This window comes from Arthrobacter sp. 08Y14 (assembly GCF_002929455.1).
Classification (GTDB): Bacteria; Actinomycetota; Actinomycetes; order Actinomycetales; family Micrococcaceae; genus Arthrobacter_B; species Arthrobacter_B sunyaminii.
This window is the reverse complement of sequence record NZ_PJIX01000002.1, coordinates 991,100-1,007,245: the sequence shown is the minus strand read 5'-3', so window position 1 is coordinate 1,007,245 and position 16,146 is coordinate 991,100. Positions and strand designations below refer to the sequence as shown.

At 65.7% G+C, this 16,146-nt stretch carries 12 protein-coding genes; 9 read left to right on the top strand and 3 right to left on the bottom strand.

Translation table 11 applies throughout. The features are described from left to right. Nucleotides 1-254 precede the first annotated feature (254 nt). Nucleotides 255-527: a mycoredoxin gene (locus CXR03_RS11160; RefSeq protein ID WP_104103822.1), complete on the bottom strand. Its 273-nt coding sequence runs from the start codon at nt 525-527 to the stop codon at nt 255-257. A 105-nt stretch (nt 528-632) separates the two neighbouring features. Here CXR03_RS11160 and CXR03_RS11155 point away from each other — a divergent pair, with 105 nt between their 5' ends. Then, nucleotides 633-1,430: an SOS response-associated peptidase gene (locus tag CXR03_RS11155; RefSeq protein ID WP_104103821.1), complete on the top strand. Its 798-nt coding sequence runs from the start codon at nt 633-635 to the stop codon at nt 1,428-1,430. Here CXR03_RS11155 and CXR03_RS11150 read toward each other — a convergent pair. Then, nucleotides 1,427-1,909, bottom strand: a complete 483-nt coding sequence (locus CXR03_RS11150) for a VOC family protein (protein WP_104103820.1) — start codon at nt 1,907-1,909, stop codon at nt 1,427-1,429. The genes CXR03_RS11155 and CXR03_RS11150 overlap by 4 nt on opposite strands. Nucleotides 1,910-2,044: 135 nt before the next feature. Between CXR03_RS11150 and CXR03_RS11145 the strand changes: the two genes are divergently transcribed. The 3 genes from CXR03_RS11145 (at nt 2,045) to CXR03_RS11135 (ending at nt 5,358) form a co-directional block, all read left to right on the top strand. Continuing rightward, nucleotides 2,045-4,348 (top strand): efflux RND transporter permease subunit, encoded by a 2,304-nt coding sequence (locus CXR03_RS11145; protein WP_104103819.1) that lies wholly within the window; start codon nt 2,045-2,047, stop codon nt 4,346-4,348. 9 nt (nt 4,349-4,357) lie between these two features. Then, on the top strand, nt 4,358-4,699 hold the full coding sequence (locus CXR03_RS11140; protein WP_104103818.1) for a chorismate mutase: 342 nt from the start codon (nt 4,358-4,360) through the stop codon (nt 4,697-4,699). A gap of 95 nt (nt 4,700-4,794) precedes the next feature. Then, on the top strand, nt 4,795-5,358 hold the full coding sequence (locus CXR03_RS11135; protein ID WP_104103817.1) for a DUF2087 domain-containing protein: 564 nt from the start codon (nt 4,795-4,797) through the stop codon (nt 5,356-5,358). A 12-nt stretch (nt 5,359-5,370) separates the two neighbouring features. Here the strand turns inward: CXR03_RS11135 and CXR03_RS11130 are convergent, their stop codons facing one another. Beyond that, entirely contained in the window at nt 5,371-6,411 is a 1,041-nt protein-coding gene (locus CXR03_RS11130; RefSeq protein ID WP_104103816.1) for a DUF2776 family protein, read from the bottom strand. Nucleotides 6,412-6,646: 235 nt separating this feature from the next. On the opposite strand from CXR03_RS11130, the gene CXR03_RS11125 reads away from it, so the two are divergent. The 5 genes from CXR03_RS11125 to thrS all read left to right on the top strand — a co-directional run bounded on the left by CXR03_RS11125 (nt 6,647) and on the right by thrS (nt 16,136). Continuing rightward, nucleotides 6,647-8,368: an MDR family MFS transporter gene (locus CXR03_RS11125; RefSeq protein WP_104103815.1), complete on the top strand. Its 1,722-nt coding sequence runs from the start codon at nt 6,647-6,649 to the stop codon at nt 8,366-8,368. 44 nt (nt 8,369-8,412) lie between these two features. Continuing rightward, nucleotides 8,413-10,062 (top strand): MDR family MFS transporter, encoded by a 1,650-nt coding sequence (locus tag CXR03_RS11120; protein WP_104103814.1) that lies wholly within the window; start codon nt 8,413-8,415, stop codon nt 10,060-10,062. Between the two features lie 164 nt (nt 10,063-10,226). Then, the gene (locus CXR03_RS11115; RefSeq protein WP_104054007.1) at nt 10,227-10,538 is read left to right on the top strand and encodes a DUF6504 family protein; all 312 of its coding nucleotides are present in this window, start codon (nt 10,227-10,229) and stop codon (nt 10,536-10,538) included. Between the two features lie 12 nt (nt 10,539-10,550). Next, nucleotides 10,551-14,045, top strand: coding sequence for a DNA polymerase III subunit alpha (locus CXR03_RS11110; RefSeq protein WP_104103813.1), 3,495 nt, complete (start codon nt 10,551-10,553; stop codon nt 14,043-14,045). A 78-nt stretch (nt 14,046-14,123) separates the two neighbouring features. Continuing rightward, nucleotides 14,124-16,136, top strand: a complete 2,013-nt coding sequence (gene thrS / locus CXR03_RS11105) for a threonine--tRNA ligase (protein WP_104103812.1) — start codon at nt 14,124-14,126, stop codon at nt 16,134-16,136. Nucleotides 16,137-16,146: the final 10 nt, after the last annotated feature.

Here is a 16,146-nt window from a genome sequence, read left to right as displayed (position 1 = left end):
GGGACGGATGTGCGCGAAGTTGACGTGAGTGAATGAATTAGTGAAGAAGGGCAGACCTTGCGGCCAGGTCCCGGCACTTGATTCACATAACCGGTGACCTTACCGCGAAAGCGGCCGTCGGACCTGCGTATTGAGAACTACTGGCGCCGCGGGGTTTGCCGCACGCCGTTGTACAGGTAACGGGCATAAATGCCGCTTTTGGCCTCATTACCTGTACTACGGACCGGCTGGGCGACGTTTTGGCCCCGGGAGGACTAGACGCCCAGGCGGGCCTTGACCTCTGCGGCGGACGGGTTGGTGGCCGATGAGCCGTCCGGGAAGATCACGGTGGGCACGGTCTGGTTGCCGCCGTTGATTTCTGCCACGAGTTCGGCGGTGCCGTCCACGTTCTCAATGTTCACCTCGTTGTAGCCGATGCCGACTGCGTCCAGCTGGGACTTCAGGCGGCGGCAGTAGCCGCACCAGGAGGTGGAGAACATAGTGATGGAACCGGCGTCGGGGGTGAATGCTTCTGCTGTGGCGGCCATGAAAGGCTCCTTTAATGTGCTCGGGAACAGGGGACTGCACCGTACAACCTCGCGGGCGCTTGTTCAATTCCCGCGGGCGGCCGGACGGACTGGCAGACTGGAAACATGTGCGGACGTTACGTAATGGCGAAGACGACGGCGGACCTGGTCGCTGAGGCCGAGGCCGAGGCCGATGCGTTCCTGGAGCTGCGCTCGTCCTGGAACGTGGCGCCGACGTCGGACGTGCCAGTGGTGCTGGAACGGTTTGTTGGCGAGCCGCAGCAGGAGCGCCGCCGGGTGCGCCAGGTGCATGTGGCGCGGTGGGGACTGGTGCCGGGCTGGGCGAAGGACGCTTCGGCCGGGGTGCGCGCCTTCAACGCGCGCAGCGAAACGGTGCTGGAGAAGCCGACCTTCCGCGATGCCGTTGTCTCACGCCGCTGCGCGGTGCCGATGCAGGGCTATTACGAGTGGAAAACCGGGCCCGGAAAAACCAAGCGACCCTATTATGTGCAGCGTGCGGACGGGGCGCTGACCTTTTTTGCCGGACTCTACGAATGGTGGCGCGACCCGGCGAAAGCGCCCGGAGAGCCGGGCAGCTGGCTGCTCTCGACATCCATCCTCACTGCTGCCGCTCCGGATCCGGCAGAGATCCGCAGTGCCGGGCAGCCGGGCGTGCTCGCGGAACTGGGGGAGCTGCACGACCGTATGCCGGTTCCGCTCTCCCGGCAGTCCATGCCCGTGTGGCTGGATCCGGCTGCGCGGGACGCGGCGGCACTGGTTCACCGGGTTGTTGCACAGGCGCACGGTGAGGCTGCACGCTGGACACTGCGGGAAGTGGGGCCGGCGGTGGGAAGCATCCGCAACGACGGGCCGGAGCTGCTGGCTGCCCCCGCCCCTGAAGCGACTGAGCCAGCCCTGTTCTAGCCGGTCAGATCGGAGAGGGTAACCTGCGCCGGATCGGTGTCATTGGGGTCGATGACCTCGAGAGTGACGTGGCCGTTCGCCTCGATGCGCAGGCCCGGGTTGTGGCACACTTCCCAGCGGTAGCCGTCGGGATCGGTGAAGTAACCGGAGTAGCCGCCCCAGCTCATCTGCGTTCCCGGTGCCGTGACCGACCCTCCGGCTGCAGCAGCTTCGGCCAGGACTGCGTCCACTTCCGCCGCCGAACCCACGTTGTGGCCCAAGGTGACGGGAGCGGCGGCCGCCTCACCCATGGGACCGGCTTCGGCTGCCAGATGGTCCCGCCGGAAGAACGCCAGCAGCAGCCCCGGGCCCACCTGATAAAAGATGACCTCTTCAGGGACGTGCTGGACAGCCTCCCAGCCAAGCCGGGAAGAATAGAACGCGTAGGTTACCTCGAGATCCCGCACGCCTGCGGTGATCACGGACAAAGAAGGTTTCACCCTCCTGATCTTGCCACTGCCTGCCGGAAAAGTTCGTGTCTTACGTGTGTGACTTTCCGGGCGATCTGCCGGCCGGAAGAGCTCAGGGCACCCGGAAGCGTTGACCCTGCCGGGGTGCGGGGCTGTCATGGGTTTATGGCACGGAATTCTCCACCACCACGTCGCCCGGCCGGGAGTCACGAGCCGGATGGCGCCGACGATCCGGCATCGGAGAACCGGACGCGGAAACGCACCGGGTGGGCCCGCTTCCTGATTCCGGTGGTGCTGATCGTGGTCTGGTTCGGAGTCGGAGGCATTGGCGGCCCCTACTTCGGCAAGATCAGCGAAGTGGCCGACAACAACCAAACGTCGTATCTGCCCGCCAGTTCGGCATCCACCCAGGTGGCTGAGCTGCAGAAGAAGTTCACGGACAGCGATGCGATTCCCGCCGTCGTCGTCTATGTGAACGACGGCGGCCTGACCGACGCGGACCGGACCTTCATTACCGATCGGGCGTCGGAGCTTTCAAAGGTGAGCGGCGTGGCCGGCGGAGTCTCCCCGCCGCAGTTCTCCACCGACGGCAAGGCAGCGGAAATCTTTGTTCCGGTGCAGGACAGTGACAGCGCCTCTGCCACCGTTGAGGACCTGAGCGGCGTGGTGCGCGAGGGCATCCCGCCGGGCCTGGACAGCTACGTCACCGGACCGGCCGGACAACTGGCGGATATCACCGAGGCCTTCGGCGGCATTGACACGTCGCTGGTGCTGGTGGCGGCGCTGGCGGTGCTGGTGATCCTCGTAGTGGTCTACCGTTCACCGCTGCTGCCGTTCCTGGTCCTGCTGACCTCCATCCTTGCCCTGTCAGCTGCCATCCTGGTGGTCTTCTATCTGGCCAAAGCCGGAACGCTCACCCTGAACGGCCAGGTGCAGGGAATCCTGTTTATCCTGGGCATCGGCGCCGCCACGGATTATTCCCTGCTCTATGTCTCCCGGTACCGGGAATCCCTTCGGGACCATGAGGGCCGGTGGGACGCTACCAAGGCGGCACTGAAGGGAACCTTCGAGCCGGTGCTGGCGTCTGCGGCCACGGTAACGGCAGGCCTGCTCTGTCTGCTGCTGAGCGACCTGAACTCCAATAAGGCGTTGGGCCCGGTGGCTGCCATCGGCATCGGCTTTGCGTTCCTGGCAGCTATGACGCTGCTGCCGGCACTGTTGATGCTGACCGGGAGGGCGGCCTTCTGGCCGCGCCGGCCCGCCTTCGGGTCCGAGCATCCGGACCGGGACGGGAACTCTCCCAAAGGGTTCTGGCCGCGCGTGGCCCGGACCGTCAAGGCTCATCCGCGCCGTACATGGGTGATTCCCACGCTGGTGCTCCTGATTGCGGCGTCAGGCCTGCTGCAGCTGCGGGCTTCCGGGGTGCCGCAGAGCGATTTTGTGCTGGGGCAAACCGCCACCAAGGAAGGCCAGCAGGTCCTGGGCGAGCACTTTCCCTCCGGCTCGGGCAGTCCGGCGCTGATTGTGGCTCCGGAAGGGGAACTGGACACCGTGGCCCGTGCAGTCCTGGAGGAACAGGGCGTGGATGCCCTGGCCGTGGATGCTACGGGCACCCCGGCCGGAACGCTTCCGGTGACGGCCGACGGCGTACAGGCCTCGCCAGTCCCGGGAACCTCAGGTGCGCCCAAGGTGGTGGACGGGAAAGTTCTGCTGGAGGCCACGCTGAAGGATGCCGCGGAGTCCGATGCCGCCGAACAGGCGGTAACCGCCATGAGGGATAACGTGGCCGGGATCGGCGATGTCCTCGTGGGCGGGGTGACGGCCACGACCATCGACACCAACGCGGCGGCCGCCCATGACCGGAACCTGATCATTCCGGTGGTCCTGGTGGTGATCCTGTTCCTGCTGATGCTCCTGCTGCGGGCGCTGCTGGCCCCGTTCCTGCTGATCCTGACGGTCGTGCTGTCCTTCGGAGCGACCATGGGCGTCTCCGCCCTGGTGTTCAACCACGTCTTCCGCTTCCCGGGTGCAGATCCGGCCGTTCCGCTGTTCGGCTTTATCTTCCTCGTGGCTCTGGGCGTGGACTACAACATCTTCCTAATGACCCGCGTCCGGGAAGAGAGCATCATTCACGGCACCAGGGAGGGAGTGGTCCGCGGGCTGATGATTACCGGCAGCGTCATTACCAGTGCCGGCATTGTTCTGGCGGCGACCTTCGCCGCCCTGGGCGTGATCCCGGTGCTCTTCCTGGCACAGCTGGCCTTTATTGTCGCCTTCGGGGTCCTGCTGGACACCCTGGTGGTGCGTTCGCTGCTGGTACCCGCCCTGTCCTACGACATCGGGCGCAGAATCTGGTGGCCTTCCAGACTCTCCCGGGTGGCACCGGGACATCACAGGAAGGCAGTTCCCGGTCATGCCGGGTCCGCCGGACAGTGGCCTCCGGAGAACCCGGGAGCCCCAGCCAGCTAATCTATTGTCATGGAAAGCCTTGATCACCAACGATCCATGACCTCCCAGCTGGACGATGTCCGCACCGCCATCGATGAAATTGACGAGGAAATCGTGGCGCTGATCTGGCGCCGGGAGCGGCTGGTGCGCCTCGCCGGCTCCCTCAAGGACAACGACGCCGAAGTCAAAGCTCCCGCGCGCGTCGAGGAGGTCCTCGAGCATGTCCGAACCACAGCACAAGCCCAGGACGGCGACCCCGCAGTGGTCGAGGCCACGTACCGGGCCATGATTGATGCCTTCATCGACTACGAGCTCAAAGTGCGGCATGAAGCGCAGGCCCAGGCCAAACTGGATGCCTTCTCCCGCAGCTAGCTGACGGGCGGGATGCCGGATTGCAGGTGTGGGGTACGGTACTCACACGTCATAGGTGCCCCGCACCGGGACAGCAGCCAGGGGGAGAAGCAGATATGGACCAGGAACAGACCGCACCGGAACAATGGCGGACCATCGCTGCTGCGCTCGCGGATGAGCGCCGGCTGCGGCTCTATGCACGGATAGTCACGGCTGCCGAGCGGGGTGCACCCCTTGACGGCCAGGACCTGGACCCCAAGGAACGCAAATCGCTGGCCGTACTGCAAAAGGCCGGCCTGGTTACCTCCGGCGCGTGCGATGTCCATCCCGCAGGCGGTGTGTTTGCCCGGTTGCTGGCCAGCGGCAAGGAAGCACCGGATACCTCGGTGCGCAGGTTCCTCGTGAACGGAAAAATCTCTTCGTATCCCCGGCGGCAGGCCGACCGGCTGGAGTTGCTCCACTACGTTGCCGGCCACGTCTTCGAATCCGTTCCGGCACCCCCGGGAGAGGTACCGGTCCTGACCGAACGGGAGATCACCGGCCGCCTGGGTGGCTATTCCACCGATCCCGCTGCCGTTCGCCGCTACCTGGTGGATGAGGGGATCGTCCTGCGCAATCCGGAGGGATCGCGTTACTGGCTGGCAAGTCCGCGCCCGGCGGACGGCATGGAATTTGCTTAGCGCAACTTGCTGCTACGAGGTTCCCTCTTCAAGGATCGACACGATGGAGAAGAGCGTAAAGCAGATGGCTCCGAGTCCAACCAGCACGTGCGCGCCGACAAAGAACGCCGGCTGGGTGTCTGCGGCTTCAAAGAGGAACGCGGCGAAGAACAGGCAGGTCAGGGCTGTTCCGATGGGCATCAGCGGGATGCGGTTGGCCAGGGCAAACGTGCGGCGCCAAACGAGGGCTAGCAGCAGCACCTTCGACAGGATGCTGAAGCAGATCAGTCCGAGGCCGATCAGCACACCTCCCGGAGCCAGCCGATAGGGCTCGCTGGAGCTGAACAGCACGAATAGTCCGAGCACTGCGTTGACCGTGCCCGCGGCCGCGACCAGCCAGGCCCAGGCGAAACGCTCGCCGTCGCTGAAGGCGTTGCGCACCTGGCGCACGATGCTCGCGACAAGGGCGATCAGCGCCGTGCAGATCGCTGAAAGACCGATCAGAACGTGGCCGGCAACGAAACCGGGAATGTCCCCGCGCACCAACAGTCCGGTCGCAAGACAGAAGCCGACGACGGCGGCCGCCGCCGGAACCGTGATCATGACGGCGCCGACGGTGCGGGAGTGGGCGCCCTCCGGCGGGCCGTCCAGAGGATTGAGCAGCTGTGCTGACTGGATCAGCGTGAACTTTGTGGATGCGGCGGCGACGGTGCTGACGCACGCGGCTACCAGGCCAACGCCAATCACGACGAAGCCCGCCGTGAGGTTCTGCGCGGTGTTGTCCCGGTTGGCCAGAACGATGCCCCAAATGACGGCGGCGGCGGCAACCACATAGCCGGAGAGCGGCAGGACGATTCCCCAGACACGTCCGTAGCCCTCGATGAGCTGTCTGATGATAGTGGCCGCTGTCGTGAACAGGGCATAACAGATGGCGGTCAGCCCCACGTTGACGTGTCCGGCGACAAAGTGATCGGCATCGTCCCGCCCGGCCAGGATGTAGAGGCCGTAGGACAGGCAAACAGCGCCCATCAGAAGCGGTATGGCGCGAAAAATGATGCTGATGGTGTGGTTCATGGCCTGCCCCGAGAGAATTCGTGGATCCCGTGCGGTTTCTTTCATCGCTGGTCGGCGTTAGTGCCAGTTTGCGCCTGCGGCACGGGCGGAACAACGCCGGAAGGCCCAAGGAGCACCACTGGCCGTGCAACGTGCCGCCCTCCGCGCGGACCGTTGACTTGGCAGGATGGCGGGCGTCGAATGGAAAGTGCTGTCTGGTCCGGCACTATTAAGGACGAACTCCCAAGGAGCGTCAATGGCCGCCAAATTTACCGCCCACGGCGCAGAAGCCACCCACCCCGTATCGCGCGCGGCCACCGATCTGGGTTCACCGGCATCGTCCCATCTGCTGGCCGCCCCACCCGCTGCGCCAAACGCACCCACCAGCGCAACTCCCCGGGGCCGGCGCGGCGGACCGCCCGCCGGCCCCGGAGACGGTGCTCCGGCACCGCACTCGCGGCGGCAAATCTCTCTGGTGTTTGCCGGCCTGATCCTGGCGGTGCTGATATCCGCACTGGACCAGACCATCGTGTCCACGGCGCTTCCCACCATCGTGGGAGACCTGCAGGGCCTGGACCATTTGTCCTGGGTGATCACCGCTTACCTGCTGACCTCCACCATCGGGCTGCCGATCTACGGCAAACTCGGAGACCTGCTGGGGCGCAAGAACATTTTTGTGTTTGCCATTGCCGTTTTCCTGCTCGGCTCCGCCCTGTCCGGGCAGGCGCACAGCATGACCGAACTGATCACTTACCGCGCCATCCAGGGTGTGGGCGGCGGCGGGCTGATCATCGGCGCGCAGGCCATCATCGGCGACCTTGTCTCCGCCCACGAGCGCGGCCGGTACATGGGGCTGATCGGTGCGGCCTTCGGGCTGGCGTCCGTGAGCGGGCCGCTGCTGGGCGGCTATCTGACCGAATACTGGTCCTGGCGGTGGGTTTTCTATATCAACCTTCCCCTGGGCATCCTTGCCCTGGCCGTCATCATCACGTCACTGCATCTGCCGGTGCGTTCAGGACCGCGGCCGCCGCTGGACTACGCAGGCGCGGCTCTGCTGGCACTCGTCAGCGCCGCGCTGGTGATGCTCACCAGCTGGGGCGGAACCACCTATGCCTGGACGTCCCCGACCATCCTGGGGCTGGGAGCCGCCGCCGCCGTCGGCATTGCCGTTTTCATTCCGGTGGAGCTGCGCGCGGCCGAACCAATGCTGCCGCTGCGGCTGTTCCGCAACCGAAACTTTTTGGTCTGCACCCTGGTGGGTCTGTCCGTGGGACTGGCGATGTTCGGCAGCATCTCCTACCTGCCCACCTTCCTGCAGATGGTCAACGACGCCTCCGCCACCATGTCCGGACTGATGATGCTGCCGATGACCGCCGGCCTGCTGATCACCTCGATCGGCACCGGGCAGCTCATTTCCCGCACCGGCAAGTACAAGATCTATCCCATTCTCGGCGCGGCCGTGATGATTGTCGGGCTGCTGCTGCTTTCCCGGATCTCCAACACCACGCCCTACTGGTTCACCGCGCTGGGGATGTTTGTGCTGGGCCTGGGCATCGGAGCATTGATGCAGAACCTGGTGCTGATTGTGCAGAACAGTGTTCCCTCCAAGGACATGGGCACAGGCGTCTCCTCCGCCAACTATTTCCGGCAGATGGGCGGATCACTGGGAATCGCCGTGTTCGGTTCCTTCTTTATCAAGCGCCTGAACGACCAGGTGGCGGACGCACCGCCGGAGGCCTCCGGAGTGCTCCGCAACGGAGTGAACTCGATCAGCCCGTCCGAATTGAAAATGCTGCCCGGGCCGGTGCGGGACTTCATTGCCCAGGCCTTCGGGGATGCCCTGCCGCCGATTTTCCTGCTCGGTATTCCGGCGCTGGGCGCCGGCCTGATCATGACCCTGTTCATCAAACAGATTCCGCTGTCCGAGACCGCGCGGGTGCGCCTCGGAGATGCGGAGCAGGAACCAACCGCCAAGTAAGCGTTAACCGGCACCAGGCACCACCGGCTAGGAGACCGCACCACATGTCCCACAAAGCACTTTCACCACGGATCGCCGCGAGCCCGGCAGCATTGGTTCCCGGCAATCCGGGGTCCGCCCCGGGTACGCAGCTGCAGGGTACGCGAAAGCGCGGACGGCACCGGGAGGAGGCCGCGCCGGCGCCGATGCCCAAACGGAACCTGCCCCTGGTCTTCACCGGGCTGGTGCTGTCCGTGCTGCTGGCAGCCCTGGACCAGACCATCGTGGCGACCGCACTGCCCACCATCGTGGGGGACCTCAACGGACTCGAGCACCTGTCCTGGGTGGTCACTGCCTACATCCTGGCAGCAACCATCGGCCTGCCGATCTACGGAAAACTCGGCGACCTGTTTGGCCGCAAGAGCATCTTCATTTTCGCCATTGTGGTGTTCCTGGTCGGGTCCATGCTGTCCGGGCTGGCGCAGGACATGGGGCAGCTGATCGGCTTCCGTGCACTGCAGGGCCTCGGCGGCGGCGGACTGATGATCGGCGCGCAGGCCATCCTGGGAGACCTCGTCTCTCCGCGCGAGCGCGGCAAGTACATGGGACTGATCGGAGCAGCCTTTGGGCTTGCCTCCGTTTGCGGACCGCTGCTGGGCGGCTGGATCACCGATGCCTGGTCCTGGCGGTGGGTCTTCTACATCAACCTGCCCATCGGAGCGGTGGCGCTCGCCGTCGTCGTCACCTCCCTGCACCTGGCCAAACCCCAGGGAGCCCGCTCCCGGCTGGACTACGCGGGTGCCGCTTTGCTGGCCGTTGCGAGCGCCGCCCTGATCATGCTCACCACGTGGGCGGGCACCACCTATGCCTGGTCAAGTCCGCAGATCCTGGCTCTGGCCGCATTGACCCTGGCTGCGGGTGCGGCATTTGTGCGGGTGGAGCTGAAGTCCCGGGAGCCGATCATGCCGCTGGGCCTGTTTCGCAACCGGAACTTCCTGCTGCCCGTGCTGGTGGGCATCTCCGTGGGCATCGCCATGTTCTCCACCATTTCCTACCTGCCCACCTTCCTGCAGATGGTCAACCGGGCAACTGCCACCGAATCCGGACTGATGATGCTGCCGATGATGGGCGGGCTGCTGCTCACCTCCATCGGCACCGGCCAGCTGATTTCCCGCACGGGAAAGTACAAGATCTATCCGATCCTGGGCTGCGCGGTGATCATTGCGGGGCTGGTGCTGCTGTCCCGCATTTCCGACACCACGCCGTACAGCTTCACGGCGCTCGGGATGCTGGTGATGGGCCTGGGTATTGGAATGCTGATGCAGAACCTGGTGCTGATTGTGCAGAACAGCGTCCCCGGCAGGGACATGGGGGCTGCAATTTCCGCGGCGAACTACTTCCGGCAGATCGGTGCCTCTTTTGGCATTGCGCTGTTCGGCTCGATCTTCATCCACCGCCTGGGCAATGAGATTGCCGCGGCGCCGCAGGGGGCGGGGGCAGCGGTGGGCGGGGACATCAATTCCCTGAGCCCGGCGACGCTGCGCGGTCTGCCGGCGCCGGTGCAGGACTTCATCGGTGCTGCCTTTGGACACGCGCTGCCGCCGATCTTCCTGCTCAGTGTGCCTATTGTCGCAGTAGCCCTGGTGCTGTGCCTGTTTATCCGGGAGACGCCGCTGTCCACCGTGGTCCGGACGGAAGCGGGGGAGGAAGTTTAGGCCGTCCGCGGAGGAATCCGGCGGCGGGAGTGCCGATTGTCAGATGATGGCCGTACACTGGAAACTGTTAGAACATATGTTCGAATTAGTTGATGTCCACAAACCAATTTTGGCCGCTGCGACGGCTTGGGTGCGGGCACGCCTGCGGCTGGGAGGAAGCTGGAATGGGTGTCTTCAGTGAGGCGGTAGAGGTGGTGTGCTCACCCGCCGGCCAGCCGCTTCGTCTTGTCTGGAGCGGCCGCACCTACAAGGTGGCAGCGGATCCCGTGCGCTGGTATGAGCGCCGGAACTGGTGGGATGAGGAAGCCCGGGCGGAACGCGGGCGTGGTCCGGGGCTGGTGGATTCGGAGATCTGGCGGGTACAGGCCCGGCTGACCCCGCGTTCGCCGCTGCGCACCCTGGATCTCTCGCATGACATCAGCTCCGGCCGCTGGCGCCTGATCCGTATCCATGACGCCCTGCGGGAAAGCGCCTAGGAACTGCCGGATATGAGCTTCACCCATCTGCATGCCGCCACCGCCTTCAGCGCCCACTACGGAGTGTCCTGGCCGGAGGAAATGGCGCAGGCCGCTGCGGCCGACGGTGCAGACGCGCTCGCCTGCACCGACCGTGACGGGCTGTACGGGACGGTCAAGCACCTGCGCGCCTGCATGGACGCCGGCATTGATCCGATTGTGGGGGTGGATCTGGCGGTGCTGGGGGAGCCGGATGCTTCCGGTGCCCGGCCGGTCACCGGAAGAGTTGTGGTCCTGGCCCGTGGCCGGCGGCAGGGAGCCGGCTACCGTGCGCTGTGCCGGCTGATTTCCGATGCACACGCCGGCACCTCAGCGTCCGCGGCACGCAAGGGCAGCAAACCGGTGGGGGTGACCATGGCGCAGCTGGCGTCACGGGCAGCGGGCGACGGCGGCGGTGGGGGGTCCGGTGCCCGCGGCCCCGGAGCCGGCGGTGACGCGGAGCCTCTCCTGACCGTCCTGGTGGGACCGCATTCCGACGTCGGCACCGCCATGCGCAGCCGCAGCTACGCCGTCGCCCGTACGCTCTTTCGCCGCTGGCAGGAGACGCTGCCGCGCGCATCGCTTGCCGTGGAGGTGGTGGCCCACCTCAGCGCCCCGGGAACCAACCTCAGCCTGGCCCACGCCGTGCGCATGTTCCGCCTGGCGGATGAAATGCAGCTGCCGGCCATCCTCACCAACGCCGTGCGCTACGTGGATGCCGACGGCGCCGCCACCGCCGATGTCCTGGATGCAGCCCGGGCGCTGACCTCCATGGGGCGGCTTTCGGATTTGCAGCCCAACGGACAGGGCTGGCTGAAGAGCGCCGCGCAGATGAAGTCCCTTGCCCGCGAGATCAGCAACGAGGCGGGCTACGGAACCGCCGGGGCCGCCCGGATGCTCCGGGACACGGAGGCGCTCGCCGATGCCTGCCGGATGGATCCGGTGCTGGACATGGGGTGGAAGCAGCCGGTGGTTCCGGAGGCCTCGGTGATCGGCATCAACAACGAACCCATGGCCGAGCTGGTAAGCCGCTGCGAAGCCGGCATCGGCCGCCGGTTCCCCGCACAGGATCAGGCCGCCGAAGCCCGGCTGCGCAACCGGCTGGCCCATGAACTGGGCATCATTGAACGGCTCGGGTTCGCCTCGTACTTCCTGACTGTCGCCGAGGTTTCCGCCATGATCACCGGCATGGGCGTGCGTGCCGCAGCCCGGGGCTCGGGAGCCTCCTCACTGGTGAACTATCTGCTGGGCATCAGCCACGTGAACCCGCTGGCCCATGACCTGATTTTTGAACGGTTCCTCTCCCGGGACCGTTCCACCCTTCCGGACATCGACATAGACGTTGAAAGTGCCCAGCGGCACAACGTCTATCACCGCATCTTTGAACGCTTCGGCGCCGAACGGGTCACCCTGATGAGCATGCAGAACGGTTACCGGGCGCGAGGAGCGGTGCGCGACGCCGGCATGGCCCTGGGCCTGGCCGAAGAGGACATTGGCGCCGTGGCCAAACAGCTGTGGCGCTTCTCGGCACGAAAGTTCCGGGAAGCGCTCGCGGAAAAGCCGGAGCTGCGGGACATCGCCGAACGGGTCCAGGGCAACCGGCAGCTGGATTTGCTGGTGGACCTGACCGAACGCCTGGACCGGCTGCCGCGGCACATTTCCATGCACCCGTGCGGCGTGATCCTGGGGGACACCTCCCTGCTGGACCGCACGCCGGTGCAGCCCTCCGGCCTGGGCCTGCCCATGTCCCAGTTCGACAAACACGACATGGATCCCATGGGCATGCTCAAACTCGACGTGCTGGGGGTGCGGATGCAAAGCGCCATGGCCTATGCGCTGCAGGAAGTGCGCAGGCTGCATCCCACCAGGGAAGACACCGTCCGCGCCGGGGCGCACCCCGCCGGGCCTGCGGGGAACGGCCCCGACTATGTGCTGGCGGACGGCTCCATTGACCTCGACGCCGTCCCCCTGGACGACCCTGCCACGTATGACCTGATCTGCAGCACCTACACGCTGGGATGCTTCCAGATCGAATCCCCGGGACAGCGGGAATTGATCGGCAAGCTCGCCCCGCGGGAGTTCAATGATTTGATCATCGACATTTCTCTGTTCCGGCCCGGACCCATGAAATCCGACATGGTGCGCCCGTTCCTGGAACACCGGCACGGCTGGTCCCCGGAGGTGTATCCGCACGAAGCCCTGCGGCCGGTCCTGGCGGAAACGCACGGGGTGACAGTGTTCCATGAACAGGTGCTGCGCACCTTTGACGTGTTCACCGGCTGCGGATTGGCCAAGGCCGACGAACTGCGCCGGCTGCTGGGCAACGAGGATGCCGAAAAGTCAGTGGAAGACTTCTTCCGCACCGAAGCAGCCAAGCGGGGCTACGGCGCCGAAGTCATCGACAAGGTCTGGGGCACGCTGAAGGCCTTCGGCAGCTTCGGCTTCTGCAAGGCGCACGGGGCAGCCTTCGCGGTGCCCACCTACCAGTCCGCGTGGCTGAAGACCCACCACCCCGAAGCCTTCCTGGCGGGGATCTTCGAACACGATCCGGGCATGTATCCGCGCCGCCTGCTCGTGGCGGAGGCCCGGCGGATGGGGATCCCCATCCTGCCGCTGGACATCAACCGCAGCGGTGCGCAGTACCGGGTGGAACGGGTGCCGGCGGTTCCGGCAACACCGGGGCATCCGGCCCGGTCTTCGAAGCTGGGCATCCGGCTGAGCCTGGCCGGGATCTACGGATTGTCGGCGGCAGAGCTGCGGCGCATCACCGCCGGCCAGCCCTACGATTCCCTGGCCGACCTGCGGGCCCGCGCCAGAGTGGGGCGGGCTACGCTGATGCGACTGGCCTCCCTGGGGGCTTTCGATTCGCTGGCCCGGGAGACCGGAACCGGCGCCTCCCGCGCTGATCTGCTGCACCATCTGGACACCGCACCGCCGCGGCCGGCCCCGCGGAAATATGATCCCATTCCCGGACAGCTGGCGCTGCCGCTTGGGGACACCGAACTGGAGAACCTGCGGCCGGAACTGCCCGAACCAACGCTGCGCGAGAAGGTGCGCACGGAACTTGATCTGCTGTCCGTGGACGTCAGCGCCCACCTCATCGACAGCTACGGTCCGCTGCTGGCCGAACTGGGCGTCACCAAGGCCCGCGACCTGATCGGTCTGCGCAACGGCTCCAAAGTGCTCGTGGCCGGCATCCGGGTGGCCACCCAAACGCCGCCCATGCGCGGCGGCCGACGCGTGGTGTTCATCAGCCTCGACGACGGCACCGGGTGCGTTGACTGCACGTTCTTCACCGAGGCACAGGAGAAAACCGGTCCGCTCCTTTTCGGCACCGAGCTGATGCTGATCCGGGGGCTGACCCGCCGCACAGGGGAGCGCGGCATGAGCCTGCAGGCCCTGGAAGCATGGAACCTGGCGGACACTTCCTCGCTTCCGCTGCCCCGTCCCCAGCGCGGCAGGTTGGTAGGGCCCAACTCCAGCGGATAACATCAAAGGGGCGCAGAAAGAGCCGGCCGTGTCCAGGCCGTGCCACAGACGCCATACAACGAAATCTAGGAGACAACCGTGTCAGTGCCAGAGAAGTTCACCCTCATCGTCAACGACGAGGAGACCACGGTGGATACTGGCACCACAGGTGCACAGCTGTTCTTCGACCGCCGCGACGTCGTCGTCATGCGCGTGGACGGTGTCCTGAAGGATCTGGACACCGAGCTTGCCCCGGGCACCGCCGTTGAAGCCGTGACCATCGATTCCGAAGACGGACTGAACGTGCTGCGCCACTCCACCGCCCATGTCATGGCCCAGGCCGTGCAGCAGCTGCGCCCGGACGCCAAGCTCGGCATCGGCCCGTACATCAAGGACGGTTTCTACTTCGACTTCGACGTTGCCGAGCCGTTCACCCCCGAGGACCTGAAGACCCTCGAGAAGATGATGCAGAAGATCATCAACTCGAACCAGAAATTTGTCCGCCGCGTGGTGAGTGAAGAAGAAGCCCGCGAAGCCATGGCCAATGAGCCGTACAAGCTGGAACTGCTGGGCAAAAAGGACGGCGCAGACGAGGCCGGCGAGGGCGCGAACATCGAGGTCGGCGCCGGCGAAATCACCATCTACGACAACGTGGACCGCAAGTCCGGCGACGTCATCTGGTGTGATCTGTGCCGCGGCCCGCACCTGCCGAACACCAAGCTGATCTCCAACGCCTTTGCACTGACCCGTTCCTCCGCCGCCTACTGGCTCGGCGACCAGAAGAACCAGCAGCTGCAGCGCATCTACGGCACAGCCTGGCCGACCAAGGACGCCTTGAAGGCGTACCAGGAACGCCTGGCCGAGGCCGAGCGCCGAGACCACCGCAAGCTGGGCACCGAACTGGACCTGTTCTCCTTCCCGGACGAACTGGGCTCGGGCCTGCCGGTGTTCCACCCCAAGGGCGGCATCATCCGCAAGGCTATGGAGGATTACTCCCGGCAGCGCCACACCGAGGCCGGCTACGAGTTCGTCTACACCCCGCACATCACCAAGGGCCACCTGTACGAGGTCTCCGGCCACCTGGACTGGTACCGCGACGGCATGTTCCCTCCCATGCACGTGGACGAGGTCACCGACCCGGAGACCGGCGAGGTCACCAAGCCCGGCCAGGACTACTACCTGAAGCCGATGAACTGCCCCATGCACAACCTGATCTTCCGCTCCCGCGGACGGTCCTACCGTGAACTGCCGCTGCGGCTGTTCGAATTCGGCTCGGTCTACCGCTACGAAAAGTCCGGCGTGATCCACGGCCTGACCCGCGTGCGCGGCATGACCCAGGACGACGCCCACATCTACTGCACCCGCGAGCAGATGAAGGACGAGCTGACCACCACGCTGAAGTTCGTGCTGGACCTGCTCAAGGACTACGGCCTGGACGACTTCTACCTGGAGCTGTCCACCAAGGATCCGGAGAAGTACGTCGGCTCCGACGACGTGTGGGAGGAAGCCACCCGCACCCTGGCCGAGGTGGCCGAAGAATCCGGCCTGGACCTGGTCCCGGATCCGGGCGGCGCCGCGTTCTACGGCCCCAAGATCTCCGTCCAGGCCCGCGACGCCATTGGCCGCACCTGGCAGATGTCCACCATCCAGCTGGACTTCAACCTGCCCGAACGCTTCGAGCTCGAATACCAGGCCGCCGACGGCACCCGCCAGCGTCCGGTCATGATCCACCGCGCCCTGTTCGGTTCCGTGGAACGCTTCATGGCAGTGCTGACCGAGCATTACGCCGGCGCGTTCCCGGCCTGGCTGGCACCGGTTCAGGTGGTTGGCATCCCCGTGGCCGAGGCGTTCAACGACTACATGTTCGACGTCGTCGACAAGCTCAAGGCCGCCGGTATCCGCGCCCAGGTGGACACCGGGACCGACCGCTTCCCGAAGAAGATCCGCACCGCTTCCAAGGACAAGATTCCGTTTGTCCTGATTGCCGGCGGCGACGATGCCGATGCCGGAGCAGTGTCCTTCCGCTTCCGCGACGGCAGCCAGGACAACGGCGTGCCCGTGGAAGAGGCCGTCAAGCGGATTGTCGAAGCCGTCCGGAACCGGGACAAGTAGGACGGCGGCG

Bases quoted from the DNA above. Each gene is read 5' to 3' on its own strand.
- CXR03_RS11130 (WP_104103816.1), bottom strand. From the start codon at position 6,411: ATGAACCACACCATCAGCATCATTTTTCGCGCCATACCGCTTCTGATG.
- CXR03_RS11135 (WP_104103817.1), top strand. From the start codon at position 4,795: ATGGACCAGGAACAGACCGCACCGGAACAATGGCGGACCATCGCTGCT.
- CXR03_RS11125 (WP_104103815.1), top strand. From the start codon at position 6,647: ATGGCCGCCAAATTTACCGCCCACGGCGCAGAAGCCACCCACCCCGTA.
- CXR03_RS11115 (WP_104054007.1), top strand. From the start codon at position 10,227: ATGGGTGTCTTCAGTGAGGCGGTAGAGGTGGTGTGCTCACCCGCCGGC.
- CXR03_RS11155 (WP_104103821.1), top strand. From the start codon at position 633: ATGTGCGGACGTTACGTAATGGCGAAGACGACGGCGGACCTGGTCGCT.
- CXR03_RS11145 (WP_104103819.1), top strand. From the start codon at position 2,045: ATGGCACGGAATTCTCCACCACCACGTCGCCCGGCCGGGAGTCACGAG.
- CXR03_RS11110 (WP_104103813.1), top strand. From the start codon at position 10,551: ATGAGCTTCACCCATCTGCATGCCGCCACCGCCTTCAGCGCCCACTAC.
- CXR03_RS11160 (WP_104103822.1), bottom strand. From the start codon at position 527: ATGGCCGCCACAGCAGAAGCATTCACCCCCGACGCCGGTTCCATCACT.
- CXR03_RS11120 (WP_104103814.1), top strand. From the start codon at position 8,413: ATGTCCCACAAAGCACTTTCACCACGGATCGCCGCGAGCCCGGCAGCA.
- CXR03_RS11140 (WP_104103818.1), top strand. From the start codon at position 4,358: ATGGAAAGCCTTGATCACCAACGATCCATGACCTCCCAGCTGGACGAT.